Genomic DNA, 16,443 nt, shown 5'->3' on the forward strand with positions numbered 1-16,443 from the left:
GTTTTTTGGCGTTTTCTGACTATATTGCGCCGCAACGCGTAAGGTGTGCCCGGTCCTTTTGGCCGGGCTTCCTTTTTGGGGGAGAAAGCGCCCCTTCGAATTCCAGGTATCGAGCGCGATCCGGAGAAGTCGGTCCCGGTTTTCCGGTGAGATCGCGCGTCCACCATGCACGACCAGAAGAAGAGCCATGAACCTTCGTAACGTCGCCATCATCGCCCACGTCGACCACGGCAAGACCACCCTCGTCGACCGCCTGCTGCAGCAATCCGGCACCTATCGCGAAAACCAGAAGGTGACCGAGCGCGCGATGGACTCCAACGATCTGGAGCGCGAGCGCGGCATCACCATTCTGGCCAAGGCGGCCTCGGTGCAGTGGAAGGACACCCGCATCAACATCGTCGACACCCCAGGCCACGCCGATTTCGGCGGTGAGGTCGAGCGCATCCTCAACATGGTCGATGGCGCGCTGGTGCTGGTCGACGCCGCCGAAGGTCCGCTGCCGCAAACCAAGTTCGTGGTCTCCAAGGCGCTCAAGGTCGGGCTGAAGCCGATCGTGGTCATCAACAAGGTCGACCGCCCCGACGCGCGGCCGACCGAAGTCATCAACGAAGTGTTCGACCTGTTCGCGGCGCTCGACGCCAGCGAGGAGCAGCTCGATTTCCCGATCCTCTACGGATCGGCCAAGCAGGGCTGGATGGCCGATAGCCCGGACGGCTCCCACGACGCCGGCATGCAGCCGCTGTTCGACCTGATCGTGCGCCACGTCGCGCCGCCGAGCGTCGAGGAAGGCCCGTTCCGGATGATCGGCACCATCCTCGAAGCCAACCCCTATCTCGGCCGCATCATCACCGGCCGCATCAGTTCGGGCTCGATCAAGCCGAACCAGCAGGTGAAGGTGCTCGGCGCCGACGGCAAGACCATCGAGCAGGGGCGCATCACCAAAATCCTCGCCTTCCGCGGCATCGAGCGTACTCCGCTCGATGAGGCCGATGCCGGCGACATCGTTGCAATTGCGGGCCTCACCAAGGGCACCGTCGCCGACACCTTCTGCGACCCCACGGTCGAGACGCCGCTGGTGGCGCAGCCGATCGATCCGCCGACGGTTTCGATGTCGTTCATCGTCAACAACTCACCGCTCGCCGGCACCGAGGGCGACAAGGTGACCTCGCGCATGATCCGCGACCGCCTGCTGCGCGAGGCCGAAGGCAATGTCGCGCTGCGCGTGGTCGAGGCTTCCGACAAGGATTCGATGGAAGTGTCCGGCCGCGGCGAATTGCAGCTCGCGATCCTGATCGAGACCATGCGCCGCGAAGGTTTTGAGCTTTCGGTGTCGCGTCCGCGCGTCGTGCTGCAGAAGGACGAGGCCACCGGCCAGTGGAAGGAGCCGATCGAGGAAGTCGTGATCGACGTCGACGAGGAGCATTCCGGCGTCGTCGTGCAGAAGATGAGCGAGCGCAAGGCCGAGATGATCGAGATGCGCCCGTCCGGCGGCAACCGCCTCCGCCTGGTGTTCTACGCGCCGACCCGCGGCCTGATCGGCTATCAGGGCGAGTTGCTGACCGACACCCGCGGCACCGCGATCATGAACCGCCTGTTCCACGGCTATGCCAACTACAAGGGCGACATCCAGGGCCGCCGCAACGGCGTCTTGATCTCCAACGATCAGGGTGAAGCGGTGGCTTACGCCATGTTCAAGCTGGAAGACCGCGGCCCGATGATGATCGAGCCCGGCTGGAAGGTCTACAAGGGCATGATCGTCGGCGAGCATACCCGCGACAACGACCTCGAGATCAACGTGCTCAAGGGCAAGCAGCTCACCAACATCCGCACCACCTCCAAGGACGAGGCGGTGCGCCTGACGCCGCCGATCCGGATGACGCTGGAAAAGGCGCTGGCCTATATCGAGGACGACGAGCTGGTCGAAGTGACCCCGAAGTCGATCCGCCTGCGCAAGAAGTTCTTGGACGCCAACGACCGCAAGCGCGCGGAAAAGGCCAAGGAAGCGGTGGCCTGATCTTACCTCGCCCCGCTTGCGGGGAGAGGTCGGAGACGGCGCGATAGCGGCGTCTCCGGGTGAGGGGGTACCGGTGTCGCGTTCACCGCACCTTTCCGATACTGTCTTTGCTGATAGAGCCCCTCACCCCGACCCTCTCCCCGCAAGCGGGGCGAGGGAGCAGAAGCCCGGCGCCGCGTACGTCCCATGTCCCTGCCCTCGTCAGTCGATGTCGCCATCATCGGCGCCGGCGCCGCCGGCCTCGGCGCCGCCAATGCGTTAAAGAATTCCGGCCTCTCCGTCCTCGTGCTGGAAGCGCGCGACCGCGTCGGCGGCCGGGCCCACACCATCATGGCTTCGCCCGACGTCACCTTCGACGTCGGCTGCGGCTGGCTGCATTCGGCCGACCAGAACTCCTTCGTCAAAATCGCCGAGCAACTGAATTTCGAAATCAACAGGTCGCTGCCGCCCTGGCGCGACCGCGCCTACGGCAAGGCGTTCCCGCAAGACGACCGCGACGACTTTATCCGCGCGCTCACCGCGTTCTACGATCGTGCCGAGCAAGCCGCTGATGAGGCCGAACGAAGTGGCCGCGACGGCGCCGCTAGCCTTTGTCTCGAGCCCGGCAACCGCTGGAACCCGATGATCGATGCCATCTCGACCTACATCAATGGCTGCGAGCTCGATTCCGTCTCCCTTCTCGACATGGACGCCTATGAGGATACCGACCTCAACTGGCGCATCCGCCGCGGCTATGGTGCGCTGATTGCCGCCTACGGCGCGGCATGTCCGCTCGCGTTCAATTGCGTGGTGACGCTGATCGATCATTCGGCAAAGCGCGTCCGCATCGAGACCTCGCAAGGCACGCTGACGGCCGACAAGGTCATCGTTACCGTGCCGACCAATTTGATCGCCGACGAGGCGATCCGCTTTCACCCGCCGTTGCCGGCAAAAGTCGACGCCGCGCGCGGCCTGCCGCTCGGCCTCGCCGACAAGGTGACGCTGGCGCTGGACGAGCCGGAGGCGCTGCCGACAGAGGGCAATCTGCGCGCCGCCACCATGCGCACCGCAATGGGCACCTATCACATCCGCCCATTCGGCCAGCCCTGCATCGAAGGTTTTTTCGGCGGCCGTTTTGCGCAATCGCTGGAAGGCGCCGGCGAAGGCGCGCTCGCCGCGGAGAGCATCAACGAGATCGCCTCGATCCTCGGCAACGATTTTCGCCGCAAGCTAAAGCCGCTCGCGGAATCGCGCTGGGCCCATGACCCCTTCGCGCGCGGTTCGTATTCGCACGCGCTGCCGGGCCATGCCGGGGATCGGGCAGTGCTGGCAGCGTCGGTCGACGGCCGGCTGTTCTTTGCGGGAGAAGCGACGTCGCCGGAATTTTTCACGACCGCGCATGGAGCAAGGGACAGCGGAGAGAGGGCGGCCGGGGAAGTATTGGCTGCGAGCAACTCAAGATAGACGACGGGTCTACCGCGCGCCCTTGAATACTACGTCCCGATGAAACTTCAGGTATTGAGCGTTCGGATAAAGGGACCCATCGCTTGGCAGATGGATAACGCCACTCGGATTCAAGAGACGCGCGGCCTCTTCTGGAACGTGATTCTTGGCCACAAGAATTTTGTAATCGTCGCCCACGGAGATAAGCCCGCGATCAAACATCCAATGCACAGTACCTGAAAGGGCTAGGCCGTTGCGAACAGAATCGGGCCCCTTCGACGCGACCGGCTGAATATGAGCCGCTTGGACCTCCGGACGTCCTCCACCATTGATCAGACGAAGACCCGTCATGGCACATCGATTCGCGTACGCGGCTCGCACATTGTGCATGAAGGACCGCTCACGGAACGGTCTCAATACGGTCATTTCAACAATCGGCCGTTCAAAAGGAACGTCTGGTTCTGCCCAACCTGGAGTCGAGACCGCTTTGGTTTCGGCGCTCTCGCTGAGCACCGGAGCGAATCCAGCTTTCAAAATCCGATCAAATTCGGTGTCGGGAACAAGCCGCACGGCTCGTCCAAATGCGCCCTTGTTCGTCGAGCCATCGGCTTTCTTCAAAGCACTTTCGTAGTATTCGCTACCTTCAGCGAACGGTACTGGCAGATCAAAATCAAGGTAATCCGAGATAAGTGCGAAGTAATGATCGGCGAGCTCAGCGTCCTCGACGACCGCCGTCACGCGTGCGACGCCGAAGTAACATTGACGTCCACCTATGCTGGATAACTCCACGCTCGTTCGCCGGGGCTCATAATAGACGATGTGATCGCCAACTGCTTGGCTGACCTGATTCAGATACGTGCGAGGGAAATGATATCGGGCTTCGGGCAAATCTTTGTAGCCCGGGGTCACTTTCGTTGTGAAAACTGCCTTTGCCATGAACTAGCCGCTAACGACCCCACAACAACAAAAATGCAAACTAGTGTAGCTTTGACGAATTGAATAGTGAGCCCTACTCCATCACCCGCGCCCGCATGTCCGCGTCCGGCACGAAGCACTCGTTATACTTCCCGAAAATTCGATAGCGGTTTCGCGCAATTAGGCTGTAGACGGCGTCACGCAGCGGCTTCGGCACGGCGAACAGCATTCGCACCCAGCCCCATCCCGGCAGCGCACTCAGTACCGTCAGCGCCGCATCCGATTTGAAATACGCGACGCCGCCGTGAATGACAGCATTGGTATCGGGATCATTGGGATCGATACCAAAAGCCTGCGCCAGCCGCGTGCCGTAGGGCGACTGGATCGCGGTGAAGCGGAATTTTCGCTCGACATCGCGTGTCGCGACGAAGCGGATCCAGCGCGAGCAGAAGACGCAGACGCCGTCATAGAGGATCACGTCATCGTCGGGCCAATTAGTCACGGGTTTGGGGTCATTCGGTTGGGATCATCGGTTGTCCAGGGTCAGCAACGCCACGATCATCAGTACGATGGCGGGGCAGGTCTTCACCAGCGCGCCGAGCGGCTCGATCCAGAGGTCCGGCGTCAGGATCGCCGCGCCGATCATATAGCCGAGCGAGGCAACGATGCCCGCGATCAGACCAAATGCCGCGGTGCGGCGGAACGCGATCAGCACGCCGATGCCCATATCCATCAGGCTGGTGCCGATGGTGATGGGGGCAACCAGCGCCGGCGGGAAGCCGTGGCTGCTCAGGATCCCGGCCGCTGCGTCATAGGAAATCACCAGCGCAATAAAGCCTGATACCACCCAGAACACAACGAGGCTTGCGATCATCAACGCCTTGATCGGGAACAGCCGGGCAAACCATTTGTCCTGAATGGTCGCCCGGCGTTTTCCGGCCGTCTGTTCGATGCGCTTCGGTACGATGCCGGTCGCGGCCATCCAGTCGGCGGGGTCGCCGCTGACGCCGCGGCGCAGCTCCGCGATCGCGGTGGTTCGCATCGGCGGCATCCAGCCGAACCGGTTCGCGAGATCGCCGAATCTTGCGCCGAGATCGAGCAGGAACGAGGGCATGACGATGCGCCACCATCTGCCGGTGCCGAACACTTCGCGGAATTGATCGATCACGTCACCGAGCGTGACCGGCTGCTCCTGCATCAGGTCCCATGTCACGGCGTTCGCCTCGCCGGGATCACGCGCCGCAAGCCAGGCGATGGTCGCGGCAATGTCCTCCATGGCGACCGGCTGGAACGGCGCAGCCCGCTCGGCGGCCGGCAGATCGAGCGGAAACGCCGCCAGCGAGCGCACCATGGCGCTGCCGCCATAAGCCGCAAGCGCCACCACGAAGCCCGGCCGCAGGATCGCGAACGCGACGCCGGATTCCGCGATCAGGCGCTCGGCCTCGCGTTTGGTGGTGCTGAAGGCGGTTCGGTCGGTCTCGCTCGTGCCCGGAATCGAGATATGCACCAGCCGGATCGCACGGTCGCCGTCGCGGATCGCCTGCAACAACCGCACGACGAAATCGCGATGCACGGCGGCGGTGTCGCTGCCGGGGCCGTCCTGCAGCACGCCGAGGCAATTGACGACGACATCGATGTGGTGGTCGCGCAGCAACCGCGCCAGCTGGGCCGCTTGCATCGACATGATAGGCAGTTCGAGATCAAGCGCGCCGCCGTTCTGCGACGCGGGCAATTTGCGGGCGACGCCCACCACGCGAAATCCCCGGGCGCGCAGATCGCTGGTCACGAAGCCGCCGATCAGGCCGGAGGCGCCGAGCACGAGGATTTTTCGGATGTCGGCGTTCATGCCTGCCTAAAGCGGTTTGGCGATCATCAGCCAGAGAATAGCCATGACAGAGCCAAAACCGGGAATCCCGAACAGAAACCAGCGGTGGAAAAGTGCGAAATAGCGCGGCGGCAACTTCTGGTTCTGCTCAGCCGCCTTGTGTGCGAGATCGCGCATTTCGATCTGCATGAAGATGACAGGCACCCAGAACAGCCCCGCGACCGCATAGAGCCCGAGCGAAGCCATCAGCCAGCGTTCGCTCCACAGGGTCGAGGACAGCCACATCAGCACGCCGCCACTCACCGGCTGCAGCAGCACCGCCGTCAGCGTGAACAGCATGTCGGCGATGACGACGGTTTCGGCCGTGCGCGCGATGAAGGCGACGTCCCGGCTGCGATGGGCCATCAGCATGAAGAACGCGATACCGGCGCCGGTGCCGAGAATGACGATCGCACCGAGCACGTGCAGGTATTTGACGAGGAAATACAGCGTCATCGCTTGGCCGCCGGGGTCCGGGATCGCGCCTTCAAGGCGCGATCGAGTTCAGGTTCGGCAAGCTTTACACCACCTCCGGTTTCCACCAGCCAGTGGCCTTCGCTGCCATGGGCCTGGAGCACGCGAAAATCCGTCTTGCCGCCGGCGGCACGAAACGCATCGACCAGTTGACGCGAGAATGCGGGCGAAAAGTAGCTGTCATTGGCGGCCACCAGCCAGGTCACCTTGACGCGCGCGGCCTTGCCGAATTCGCCCGCAGCGGCCATCAGCGAACGCGGCGCACAGACCCGGTTGGGAAAATCATTGGCATGCCCGCCGCGCCCCGGCGCGAACGCGATGATGGCGGCGACGTTTTTCGGATCCTCGCCGGCCAGCGCCAGCGCGCCCCAGGCGCCGGCCGAATGGCCGATCACGACCATGCCCTCGGGGCGGATGAAGGGTTGCTTGCGTGTGAAGCCGACCGCGGCGGCGATCTCATCCGCCGTGACGCGGCCGGATTTGGCGTAATCGGCCTCGTCGCAGCCGCCCTGATCTTCGAGGTATTTTCCGCCCGTCGCGCCATGGCCCGGACGCTCGGGGACCAGCACGGCAAAACCGCGCGTCACCAGCCAGGCGGCGAGCGCGCGGTATTCGGGCTGCGGCATCTGCGCCCGTCGCATGACGTTCTGGGTGGAGGCGTGCGCGATCACGGCCAGCGGAAATGGTCCCTCGCCAGGCGGCCGAAACAATACCGCATGCGCCGCGGTGACAGGATCGGGAGCAGGCACCAGCCATTGCTGCAGCCGGTGCGGTTCGCCCTCCGCACCCTGCGCGCCAAGAGCGGGCTGCGCGGATGCGGCCTTCACACCGAGCGCGGCCACGAGAACCAGCGCAAAAAGCAGGTTTGGCGGATGCATGAACGGGCCTGACACAGCCAAGGGCGGGCGTATTTTTGCGAAGTCACCAGCAGAATACCGCCGGCGAATCAAATCCGGCGCATTTTTTGGGTGAACAGGATTTGCGGAAAGCTTCGGCGAGGGACCAAGAGGATAGTTTTGCCCTCTCTCCCCCCGGTAAAATGCGGGTCGAAGCAACACTCTGTTCTTTTTCGGCACAGTAGCGTGAACAACTGATGCAGAAAATCCACAGGTTAACCGATAATTAACGATGGACCTTGAAGCCGGGCCGCCGACTTGCTTTGATCAGGTCATGAGCACAACCCTGATCGAGGTCCGACCGGCCAAGGCTGCAGACGCAGCCGCGGTGGCGTCTACCCATGATGAAGCCTGGCGCTCCGCCTATCAGGGCATCATTCCCGGCGCCGAGCTCGAAAAACTCATCAACCGTCGCGGCCCGCAATGGTGGGACAGCGCTATCCGCAAAGGCAGCCGCGTCAGCGTGCTGGTGTTCGGCGACAAGGTTGCGGGCTACGCCAATTACGGCCGCAACCGCGCCCGCAGCCTGCATTTCGAGGGCGAGATTTACGAGCTCTATCTGCGGCCGGAATTCCAGGGCCTTGGCTTCGGCCGCCGCCTCTTCACCGCCGCCCGGCGCGATCTGATGCAGAGCGGGCTGAAGAGCATGGTGATCTGGGCGCTCTCCGACAACGACACGGCGACGGAATTCTACCGTGCGCTCGGCGGCCGGATGGTGGCCCGCTCCTCGGAGAAGTTCGGGCCGAAGTCGCTCGACAAGGTCGCTTTCGCCTGGACCAACTGAAGCTATTTCAGGCTTTTCCCTGCTCCGCTGCGGGTCTAAACGGACCCTGACGCGCGCCTGATTCCAGGCGCCCCCTTAACGCCAAGCGGAGCCCTTATGCGCATTGACGCCATCCCGATCGGAGTAAATCCGCCACACGACGTCAACGTCATCATCGAGGTGCCGGTTGGCGGCGAGCCGATCAAATATGAAATGGACAAGGAAGCCGGTACCCTGGTGGTCGATCGCTTCCTCTACACGGCGATGCGCTACCCCGGCAATTACGGCTTCATCCCCCACACGCTATCGGGCGACGGCGACCCTTGCGACGTGCTGGTCGCCAACACCCGCGCGATCGTGCCGGGCGCCGTGATGAGCGTGCGCCCCGTCGGCGTGCTGCTGATGGAAGACGAAGCCGGCGGCGACGAGAAGATCATCGCGGTGCCGTCCTCGAAGCTGACCCAGCGCTACGACAAGGTCAGAAATTACAGCGACCTCCCCGACATCACGCTGCAGCAGATCCAGCACTTCTTCGAGCACTACAAGGATCTCGAGCCCGGCAAATGGGTGAAGGTGCTGCGCTGGTGCGGCGCCGAGGATGCCCACCGGCTGATCGTGGAAGGCATCGAACGCGCGAAGAAGTAGTAATTGTTCTCGTGTCCCGGACGCGTTGCAGCGTGCAACGCTGAGCCGGGACCCATTGCGCCTCACCGGCCCGGCTCAGCAGATCGTCGCGCCCGGCCTGATGTTCGCCGCCACCGACTCGCGCCACTACACAGGAATCACCGACAAGATCTTCCGCTTCTCGCCGGTGCGCGCCAGTTCGGACGATTTTGAAGCGGCTTCCACGGCACCAACGAGCGCCTCTCGATCGAGGGCTATGCCGACATGATCCGGTTTTACCGGCGGCTGATCGAGAACAGTGCGGAGTGACTAGAGGACTCCCTCTCCCCTTGTGCAGGGCTGTCCGGGGAAAAATCACTCATAGCAGAATCCCAGTTGATCGGCAGAAAACCTGGGCTTCGGCTTGCTCGGGTTGACCGGCGGAGGTTTGTCAATTTTTGCGATGTGACTTCGCATGAACAGGCGTTGGCAGACCAACTCGGCGAAGCGCAAGTCCAGCATTTTCAAGGAATTCAATCGCCGGGCGAGGCGCAGAAGCAGATATGCGATCATCGCGGCGAGGATCTGCAGACGGATTGCGTTGTCGTTTTTGGCCATGAACTTGCGAAGATTGAGATGCTGCTTGATCCAACGGAACAAAAGCTCGATCTGCCAACGGCTCTTATAGAGTGCCGCAATCTCGACGGCTGTGCGTTCGAGATCGTTGGTGATGAGCGTGATCACTCCACCTTTGTCGCGCCTGACTTTGATGCGGCGCAACGGAATCGGAAGACTGGAATCGCCTTTGCTCGCAAGCGCGACATCGGCATCGTTGATGATTTTGAAACCGTCGCCGATGGTCTTGCGGACATACCGGGACTTCGACTTGCGCAAGCGCGTGCTCACCTTGGTGCGTGTGACGAAGAAAGCCCCGGTATCATTGATCTTCTTCCACCAGCCGAAGTGGTAATAGCCTTTGTCGAACACGTAAGTCACGCCGGCTTCGAGTTCGGTTTGGCGGCCGATCTCGACGTCGTTGACGGTCGCCGGCGTAATCTCGACGCAGCGGGGGCACTTGCCGTCCGGTTCGTAGACCGTATGCATCTTCATGCCGCGGATGCGACCATTCCATTCAGCCCATTTGCACACCTTGCCCAACGGAACCGGGCTCGAGTCGATCAGCCGAACCATCTCGGCTCCCTCCACCCGCGTATGTCGATCAGCCTTCTCCGCCAGCATGGCGAAGGTCTCCGCAAAAACGCCAACCGGGCGCCGCGCATTCGCATCCGAAAGCGTCGAACGAGCAACCCGGCCCACACCAAGATGATAATGCTGATGGCTGTTGGCATTGAAAGCGCCTTCGACCGCGCGCAGACTCATCACCTGGCCTAGCTGGGCTCCGACGAGCGTCACCAAATGATCCCAGCTTTTGAATGACTTGTCGTAGGCGTCGCCGTCATGCTTCTCCACAATCCCGCGAAATTGCCGCCGATCGATCGGTTTGAGAAGCTCCCCAAAGATGCTATTTACGCAGCGCATGCCCGGCCCCTCTCTGAGTCTCGACAACCAGAAAGTATCCGGCTCACGCTGGATTTGCCGGGCATGCGCTGCGGCATAGTGAATCATTCCCCGGACAGCGCTGCGCTCTTGCGGGGAGAGGGTTGGGGTGAGGGGTCCATCCGCGAGTCCCGACGGCGAAAAGAGTCCGCGGCGACAGCCCCTCACCCCGACCCTCTAAGAGCGAGCTTCGCTCGTCTCGACCCCGTGAAGAACGGGGAGAGGGAGAAGAAAACTCACACCGCAGGCTTCGGTAGCCCCTGAATCGCGCACGCCGCGCGCAGCGTATTCACCAGGAGGCACGCCACGGTCATCTGCCCGACGCCGCCTGGCACCGGCGTGATCGCGCCGGCGACCTCCGCCACTTCCTTGAACGCGACGTCGCCGACCAGCCGCGTCTTGCCGTCGGCCAATGGAAGCCGGTTGATGCCGACATCGATCACGGTGGCGCCCGGCTTGATCCAGCCGGCACGCACCATTTCGGGCTTGCCGACGGCGGCATAGACCAGATCGGCGTGGGCGCAGAGTTGCGGCAGATCCTTTGAGCGCGAATGCGCAATCGTCACCGTCGCATTTTCGTTGAGCAGCAACTGCACCAGCGGGCGGCCGACCAGATTGGAACGGCCGATCACGATCGCGTTCATGCCTTCCAGCGAGGCATGCACGCTCTTGGTCAGGATGATGCAGCCGAGCGGGGTGCATGGCGACAGCGCGGCAAAGCCGCCGGCCAGCCGGCCGGCATTGTTGGGGTGCAGGCCGTCGACATCCTTGGCCGGATCGATGGCATTGATGACGGTTTCGGTGTGGATCGATTTCGGCAGCGGCAATTGCACGAGAATGCCGTGCACGGCGGGATCGCCGTTGAGCTTTGCGATCAGCGCCAGCAGATCGGCCTGCGCCACATCGGCGGGCAGCTTGTGCTCGAACGAGGCCATGCCGGCGGCCTGGGTCTGGGTGTGCTTGCTGCGGACATAGACTTCGCTGGCGGGGTCGCTGCCGACCAGCACTACCGCGAGGCCCGGCGTAAGCTGGTGCTCGCGCTTGACCCGGGCAACCTCTTCCGCAACGCGGGTGCGAAGCTCCGCTGCAATGATTTTTCCGTCGATAATACGTGCCGTCATCTCAATCCTTCGTCTTTTCCGGCCTGGCGGCTGCAGCTTTTCGGAGCGTTTCGCCGAGAATTTTGGGATCGCCGTCGACCGCGACCTGTTTCAGCCGCGACGTGACGCCTGACAGGATCTTCACTTTCGCCTTCGGGACACCAAGCGCCTTGGCCAGCAATTCGGTCACCGCGCGGTTGGCCTCGCCGCCCTCGGCGATGGCGCGAACGCGAACCTTTACGACCGATCGGCCGTTGGCGAGCGTCTCAATCCCGTCGATGTCGTCGCGCCCGCCACGCGGCGTCACCCGCAGTGCAATGCTGATACCCTCGGTTGAATAGCGCCAAGGATCCATCACGCATCCATCAGCTACCGACGCCGGCGATCAGACGACGTTGGGATAGATGTAGTAGAGGATCACCCGCTGAACGAACATGATGACCAGGATCAGGATGATCGGCGAGATGTCGAGGCCGCCCAGATTGGGCATGAACCGGCGGATCGGCATCAGCGCCGGCTCGGTGATCCGGTAAAGGAACTCGGCCACCGCCGCGACGAACTGGTTGCGCGTGTTCACGACATTGAAGGCGATCAGCCAGGACAGGATGGCGGAGGCGATCAACAGCCAGACATAGAGGTCAAGGACGATGATGACGATGTCGAGGATAGCGCGCATGTTGGGGGGAGCTCACGAGGAGGGACAAACAGCTAGATATCGGTTCATCCCCCCGCAAACAAGGGAAGTTCCCGGCAAAATGACGCCAAAATCGGCCGTTTCAGGTTTCTTGCACCGTTCTTGACTTGGCCTTGGGCCGGACTGTAAATGGCGCCGATTGTCGGTCGCTTCGGGTCATCCCGAGACGGCCGCGACGGGGCCATAGCTCAGCTGGGAGAGCGCGTCGTTCGCAATGACGAGGTCGGCGGTTCGATCCCGCCTGGCTCCACCACGCTTCGCCCTTCGGGCTACGCGTGGCGCAGCCACGCAAGTCCGAAGGACGAAGCGTGCCCGGCATAGCCCGAAGGGCGACGACGGGCTGGATCCGCAAGCTCCTCCCCCTCACCTCCCCGTAAACTTCGGCGGCCTCTTCTCCACAAAACTCGCCACGCCCTCCCGGAAATCGCTTCCCTTCAGCGCGATCTGCATTTCGCGGTTGGCGTCGATGGTGGCTTCCGCCAGCGTCTGGAACGGCACGTCGTAGAGCTGGCGCTTGATCACCGAAATCGCGCTGGGCGAGACGAAATCGGCCAGATCCCGCGCATAGGCATAGGTCTGCTCGCGCAACTGGTTCGGTGGATAGAGCCGGTTGACCAGCCCGATTCGCAGCGCCTCCTCGCTTGACACCCGCCGCGCGGACATCAGCAAATCGAGCGCATTGGCGTGGCCGACGATGCGCGGCAGCATCCAGCTGATGCCGTGCTCGGCGATCAGCCCGCGGCGCGCAAAGGACGTTGTGAAGACGGTGTTGTCGGCGGCAAACCGCAGATCGCAATAGAGCGCGTGGACGAGGCCGATGCCGGCGGTGGCGCCGTTCAGCATGCCGATCACGGGCTTTGGGATCGCCGGATAATAGGCATAGCGCGTCTGCCAGTCCGCCCGGCGGTTCATGTCGAACGGCGGGGTGTTCTCGCCACGCCTGACCTCGTTGGGATCGATACCCTGCAGGGCTTCCATATCGGCGCCGGCGCAGAAGGCGCGGCCGGCGCCGGTGAGCACGATGACACGGACGCTGTCATCACCGGCCGCCGCCTCCATCGCGTGGCGCACGTCGCGCTCCATGGTCGCGGTCCACGCATTCATGCGGTCCGGCCGGTTGAGCGTGATGGTCGCGATCCTGTCGCTCACCTCGAAGAGAATATGCTGATAATTCATCGCGACCTCCCTGTCGTTTCGGTCATTGACGTGTCGCGCGCGAGCCTTTCGGACGCGCCAGATGTAGTCGTGATAGACGGCGTCTTCGGTGAAATGGTTTGCGAAGCGCGCGCCATCGCCAGACCCTGCCGGTAGCGTGAAGTCACTGAGGAGCGATGCGAACTCATCGCCGGTCATATCGCCTCCCATTCGCCTGCTGGTGTCCGCAGGCTTCAGGCAGCGACACTATCACATCCAGGAATTTTGAAAGAGGTTCGACGCGCGCGGGAAAATTCCGCGTGGCGGCTATTCGGCGGCGTCCAGCATGATCGCGCGCGGCGCGCGTGCGATCCAGCCCGCAATGAAATTCTTCAACCACGCCCGCTCGATCACGTCGTGCACCGCGCGGCCTTCAAAGTGAAGATGACGCGGCTGCGCGCCCGGCGAATCCATGCGGACGCATCCAGCGCGTGGTCCAGCGATGCATCATGGCGTAGGTCACATCAGGATGAAACTGGAAGCCGAACGCATGACCGTGCTGATACGCCTGCACTGGAAAGTCGTCGCCTTCAGCAAGCAATTTTGCGCCGCGAGGCAGTTGAAATCCCTCGCCGTGCCAGTGATAGACGCGCTCCGGCCAGTCCGGGCACAACGCATGTCCGGCCTCCGTTGGGCGGATCGGATAGTAGCCGACCTCGACCCGGCCTTCATGATGCGGCGCGACCTGCGCCCCCAATTGTTTGGCAAGCATCTGCGCGCCCAGGCAGATGCCGAGAAACGGCCGCTGCTCACGCAGTGGAATCTCGATCCAGTCGATTTCGCGGCGGACATAGTTGTCGGAATCGTTGGCGCTCATCGGGCCGCCGAAGATGACCGCGCCGGCATGCTGGTCCATCGTGTCCGGCAACGGGTCGCCGAACCGTGGGCGTCGGATGTCGAGGGGGTGGCCGAGCGCCCGCAGCGCATTGCCGACCCGTCCCGGCGTCGACGTCTCCTGGTGCAGAACGATCAGGACCGGCTTGAGGAGCGCCGGGTCAGATGCACCCAACGTGCGTCGGCCCGGAAACGGCAGCACGTTTTCGTGATCATTGTTCGACCGGAACGACATCAGCGTTGCCTAAAGGCACCTCAAACCGAAACCATACCTAAGTGAATCTTAATTTCGCGTGAGTTCACGCACACATCAAAAAGTGAAAGCAAACCGCGGACCAGATGCGGTCTCCGCCGCGCATGCTCGGCACGCGCGCGCTTTCGCCCGCAAAAATACGTGGTTTTCTCAGCGCTGGCGGAGCTGGAAGCGGCCAACCGCGCCAAGGATGAAGGAGCGCGGAAACAGCCGGAGCAGGAACGGCACGACCTTGATGCCGAGGCCAGGCAGCACTGCCCGTTTGTTCGCCATCAATCCGCTATAGGCCTGCTGTGCGACATCGGCCGGCGACACGTTGAGGATCGCCGAATCAAAACCGGGCCTGAATCCGGCCCGCGCCTGAAATTCCGAGGGCACGGGCCCGGGACACAACACCGTCACGCGCACGCCATGTGGCGCCAACTCTTCGCGCATGGCCTCGGTGAACGACAGCACATAGGCCTTGGATGCGTAATAGACCGCCATTCCCGGCCCCGGCAGAAAACCGGCGATCGAACCGACATTGAGGAGGCCGCCGCGATGGCGGATCAGGTGATCCGAAAACCGCAGTGACAGGTCGGTCAGCGCGCGGACGTTGACGGCGATGATCTCGAGTTGATTGGACCGATCGCGCTGGATCGCCCGGCCGAACAGTCCGAATCCCGCGTTGTTGACGATGTATTCGACCTCCACGCCGGAAGCGGTCAACGCCTCGGCAATCCTGTCGCCGCAGTCGGGTTGCGCAAGGTCGCAGGGAATGACGATCGGCGCAGCGCCACCTGCCGTCTTGATTTCACTCGCCAGCGCTTCCAGGCGATCTGCGCGCCGCGCCACCAGCGCCACACGATGACCGTGCGAGGCAAAAACGCGCGCCAGCTCGGTGCCTATGCCCGCCGATGCACCGGTTATCAGCGTCACACGCTCAGTCACGGTTGAATGCTCTTGAAATGAAATTGAAGGTTATGCCGCCAGCATTGGAACGAGAGCACAGGCGCGTGGTGTGACGCAAGCCACCCCTCAAACATGGCGCCATGCAGGCCCGCGTGCCGCGCGCGCTGAATTCTCTATGTTTTCAGACTTATCGCGCGTTAGCGCAGCCGATTGCACCGCAGATTAAAGTTTCGTCATCTGCAATGACGTGGCTGCGCCGCGCATAGTCACATTGCCGCGTCTTCGGCCTTCGGCGCGCCCGCGGTTGAGGGCTGCCGCTGCCCCGCCACCTTGTGCTTGAGATCGATCCGGTCGCGCGATGAAATACCGAGCAGATCAGCCGCGCGCCAGACGACGTTATCCTCGAACTCGCTGACCTCGCCGTCCGCGTATACCAGCTCCCACATCATCTCGATGATGCGGAGCCGGCCCTCCTCATTGACCGAACGCATGATGACGCTGGTGAAATGATAGAGATCGACCGCCTCACCTTCGGCCCGCGTCGCGGACGCGATCAAGTGATCTGCCGTACCGGGATCGAGCTTGAAGCGGGTTTCGATCAGACCGTGCAATTTGCGCTTCTCGATCGCGCTCGGCTCGCCATCGAGCGAGACGACGTGAACCAGCAGCGCTGTCGCCGCCAGAAGATACCCGGTATCGTCGAACGCGAGATCCGGATCCGCGCTGGGCGCAACGATATCGGCAATGAATTGGCGCAGTCCGTCGAGCATCAATCTACCTGCAAAGTCGTGAAAGCCGTTCAGTGAATGAATATGGGTCAAAGATTTGGCCGCCGCAATCCGCGCGATGAATGCCGGCGGGTGCAGACAGATTAAATCGACGTCACATTGAGTGTTCAGAAACATCTGCGCAAATCCCAAGCAGCGCCCGCAACGGCCGCAGCAATCCGCCGAGCGATCTGTTGAGTCG

General features: G+C 62.6%; 16 protein-coding genes, 1 tRNA gene and 2 pseudogenes. 6 read left to right on the forward strand and 13 right to left on the reverse strand.

Translation table 11 applies throughout. The annotated features are described in order from the left end of the window. Positions 1–187: 187 nt before the first annotated feature. A complete protein-coding gene (typA, locus tag V1293_RS23055) occupies positions 188–2,014 on the forward strand; it encodes a translational GTPase TypA (protein ID WP_334512475.1) in 1,827 nt (608 codons plus the stop codon). A gap of 186 nt (positions 2,015–2,200) precedes the next feature. Then, positions 2,201–3,457 carry a flavin monoamine oxidase family protein gene (locus V1293_RS23060; RefSeq protein ID WP_334512476.1) on the forward strand — a complete coding sequence of 419 codons (1,257 nt, stop codon included), beginning with the start codon at positions 2,201–2,203 and terminating at the stop codon, positions 3,455–3,457. Positions 3,458–3,466: 9 nt separating this feature from the next. Here V1293_RS23060 and V1293_RS23065 read toward each other — a convergent pair whose 3' ends face one another. The 5 genes from V1293_RS23065 to V1293_RS23085 form a co-directional block, all read right to left on the reverse strand. After that, on the reverse strand, positions 3,467–4,372 hold the full coding sequence (locus tag V1293_RS23065) for an HNH endonuclease (protein WP_334512477.1): 906 nt from the start codon (positions 4,370–4,372) through the stop codon (positions 3,467–3,469). A gap of 73 nt (positions 4,373–4,445) precedes the next feature. Next, entirely contained in the window at positions 4,446–4,853 is a 408-nt protein-coding gene (locus tag V1293_RS23070) for a thiol-disulfide oxidoreductase DCC family protein (protein ID WP_334512480.1), read from the reverse strand. A gap of 24 nt (positions 4,854–4,877) precedes the next feature. Then, positions 4,878–6,197 carry an SDR family oxidoreductase gene (locus tag V1293_RS23075; RefSeq protein WP_334512482.1) on the reverse strand — a complete coding sequence of 440 codons (1,320 nt, stop codon included), beginning with the start codon at positions 6,195–6,197 and terminating at the stop codon, positions 4,878–4,880. Positions 6,198–6,203: 6 nt separating this feature from the next. Next, positions 6,204–6,671: a DUF2269 family protein gene (locus V1293_RS23080; protein WP_334512483.1), complete on the reverse strand. Its 468-nt coding sequence runs from the start codon at positions 6,669–6,671 to the stop codon at positions 6,204–6,206. After that, a complete protein-coding gene (locus V1293_RS23085; RefSeq protein WP_334512485.1) occupies positions 6,668–7,567 on the reverse strand; it encodes an alpha/beta hydrolase family protein in 900 nt (299 codons plus the stop codon). Before V1293_RS23085 ends, V1293_RS23080 begins: the two co-directional genes overlap by 4 nt. A gap of 292 nt (positions 7,568–7,859) precedes the next feature. On the opposite strand from V1293_RS23085, the gene V1293_RS23090 reads away from it, so the two are divergent. The 3 genes and pseudogenes from V1293_RS23090 to V1293_RS23100 all read left to right on the forward strand — a co-directional run. Then, a complete protein-coding gene (locus V1293_RS23090) occupies positions 7,860–8,369 on the forward strand; it encodes a GNAT family N-acetyltransferase (RefSeq protein ID WP_247522123.1) in 510 nt (169 codons plus the stop codon). Between the two features lie 96 nt (positions 8,370–8,465). Continuing rightward, entirely contained in the window at positions 8,466–8,993 is a 528-nt protein-coding gene (gene ppa / locus V1293_RS23095; RefSeq protein WP_334512488.1) for an inorganic diphosphatase, read from the forward strand. An 82-nt stretch (positions 8,994–9,075) separates the two neighbouring features. Further along, positions 9,076–9,281, forward strand: a pseudogene (locus V1293_RS23100) (M20 family peptidase); the annotation flags it as partial. Between the two features lie 45 nt (positions 9,282–9,326). On the opposite strand, the gene V1293_RS23105 reads toward V1293_RS23100, so the two are convergent. The 4 genes from V1293_RS23105 to V1293_RS23120 form a co-directional block, all read right to left on the reverse strand. Next, positions 9,327–10,490 carry an IS4 family transposase gene (locus tag V1293_RS23105; RefSeq protein WP_334516820.1) on the reverse strand — a complete coding sequence of 388 codons (1,164 nt, stop codon included), beginning with the start codon at positions 10,488–10,490 and terminating at the stop codon, positions 9,327–9,329. A 254-nt stretch (positions 10,491–10,744) separates the two neighbouring features. Further along, positions 10,745–11,629, reverse strand: coding sequence for a bifunctional methylenetetrahydrofolate dehydrogenase/methenyltetrahydrofolate cyclohydrolase FolD (gene folD, locus V1293_RS23110; RefSeq protein ID WP_334512489.1), 885 nt, complete (start codon positions 11,627–11,629; stop codon positions 10,745–10,747). Position 11,630: 1 nt separating this feature from the next. Further along, positions 11,631–11,963 (reverse strand): DUF167 domain-containing protein, encoded by a 333-nt coding sequence (locus V1293_RS23115; protein WP_334512491.1) that lies wholly within the window; start codon positions 11,961–11,963, stop codon positions 11,631–11,633. A 30-nt stretch (positions 11,964–11,993) separates the two neighbouring features. Next, positions 11,994–12,284, reverse strand: a complete 291-nt coding sequence (locus V1293_RS23120; RefSeq protein WP_334512492.1) for a YggT family protein — start codon at positions 12,282–12,284, stop codon at positions 11,994–11,996. A 195-nt stretch (positions 12,285–12,479) separates the two neighbouring features. On the opposite strand from V1293_RS23120, the gene V1293_RS23125 reads away from it, so the two are divergent. After that, positions 12,480–12,555 (forward strand) — tRNA-Ala (locus tag V1293_RS23125). Positions 12,556–12,665: 110 nt separating this feature from the next. Here V1293_RS23125 and V1293_RS23130 read toward each other — a convergent pair. The 4 genes and pseudogenes from V1293_RS23130 to V1293_RS23145 form a co-directional block, all read right to left on the reverse strand. Then, positions 12,666–13,478: an enoyl-CoA hydratase gene (locus tag V1293_RS23130; RefSeq protein ID WP_334516864.1), complete on the reverse strand. Its 813-nt coding sequence runs from the start codon at positions 13,476–13,478 to the stop codon at positions 12,666–12,668. A gap of 285 nt (positions 13,479–13,763) precedes the next feature. Then, positions 13,764–14,565: pseudogene (locus V1293_RS23135) on the reverse strand (glutamine amidotransferase). Positions 14,566–14,733: 168 nt separating this feature from the next. Next, positions 14,734–15,513: an SDR family NAD(P)-dependent oxidoreductase gene (locus V1293_RS23140; RefSeq protein WP_334512493.1), complete on the reverse strand. Its 780-nt coding sequence runs from the start codon at positions 15,511–15,513 to the stop codon at positions 14,734–14,736. Between the two features lie 227 nt (positions 15,514–15,740). Then, the gene (locus tag V1293_RS23145) at positions 15,741–16,244 is read right to left on the reverse strand and encodes a tellurite resistance TerB family protein (protein ID WP_334512494.1); all 504 of its coding nucleotides are present in this window, start codon (positions 16,242–16,244) and stop codon (positions 15,741–15,743) included. Between the last annotated feature and the right edge of the window lie 199 nt (positions 16,245–16,443).

The sequence above is a fragment of the Bradyrhizobium sp. AZCC 1693 genome (assembly GCF_036924745.1).
In the GTDB taxonomy this organism is placed as follows: Bacteria; Pseudomonadota; Alphaproteobacteria; order Rhizobiales; family Xanthobacteraceae; genus Bradyrhizobium.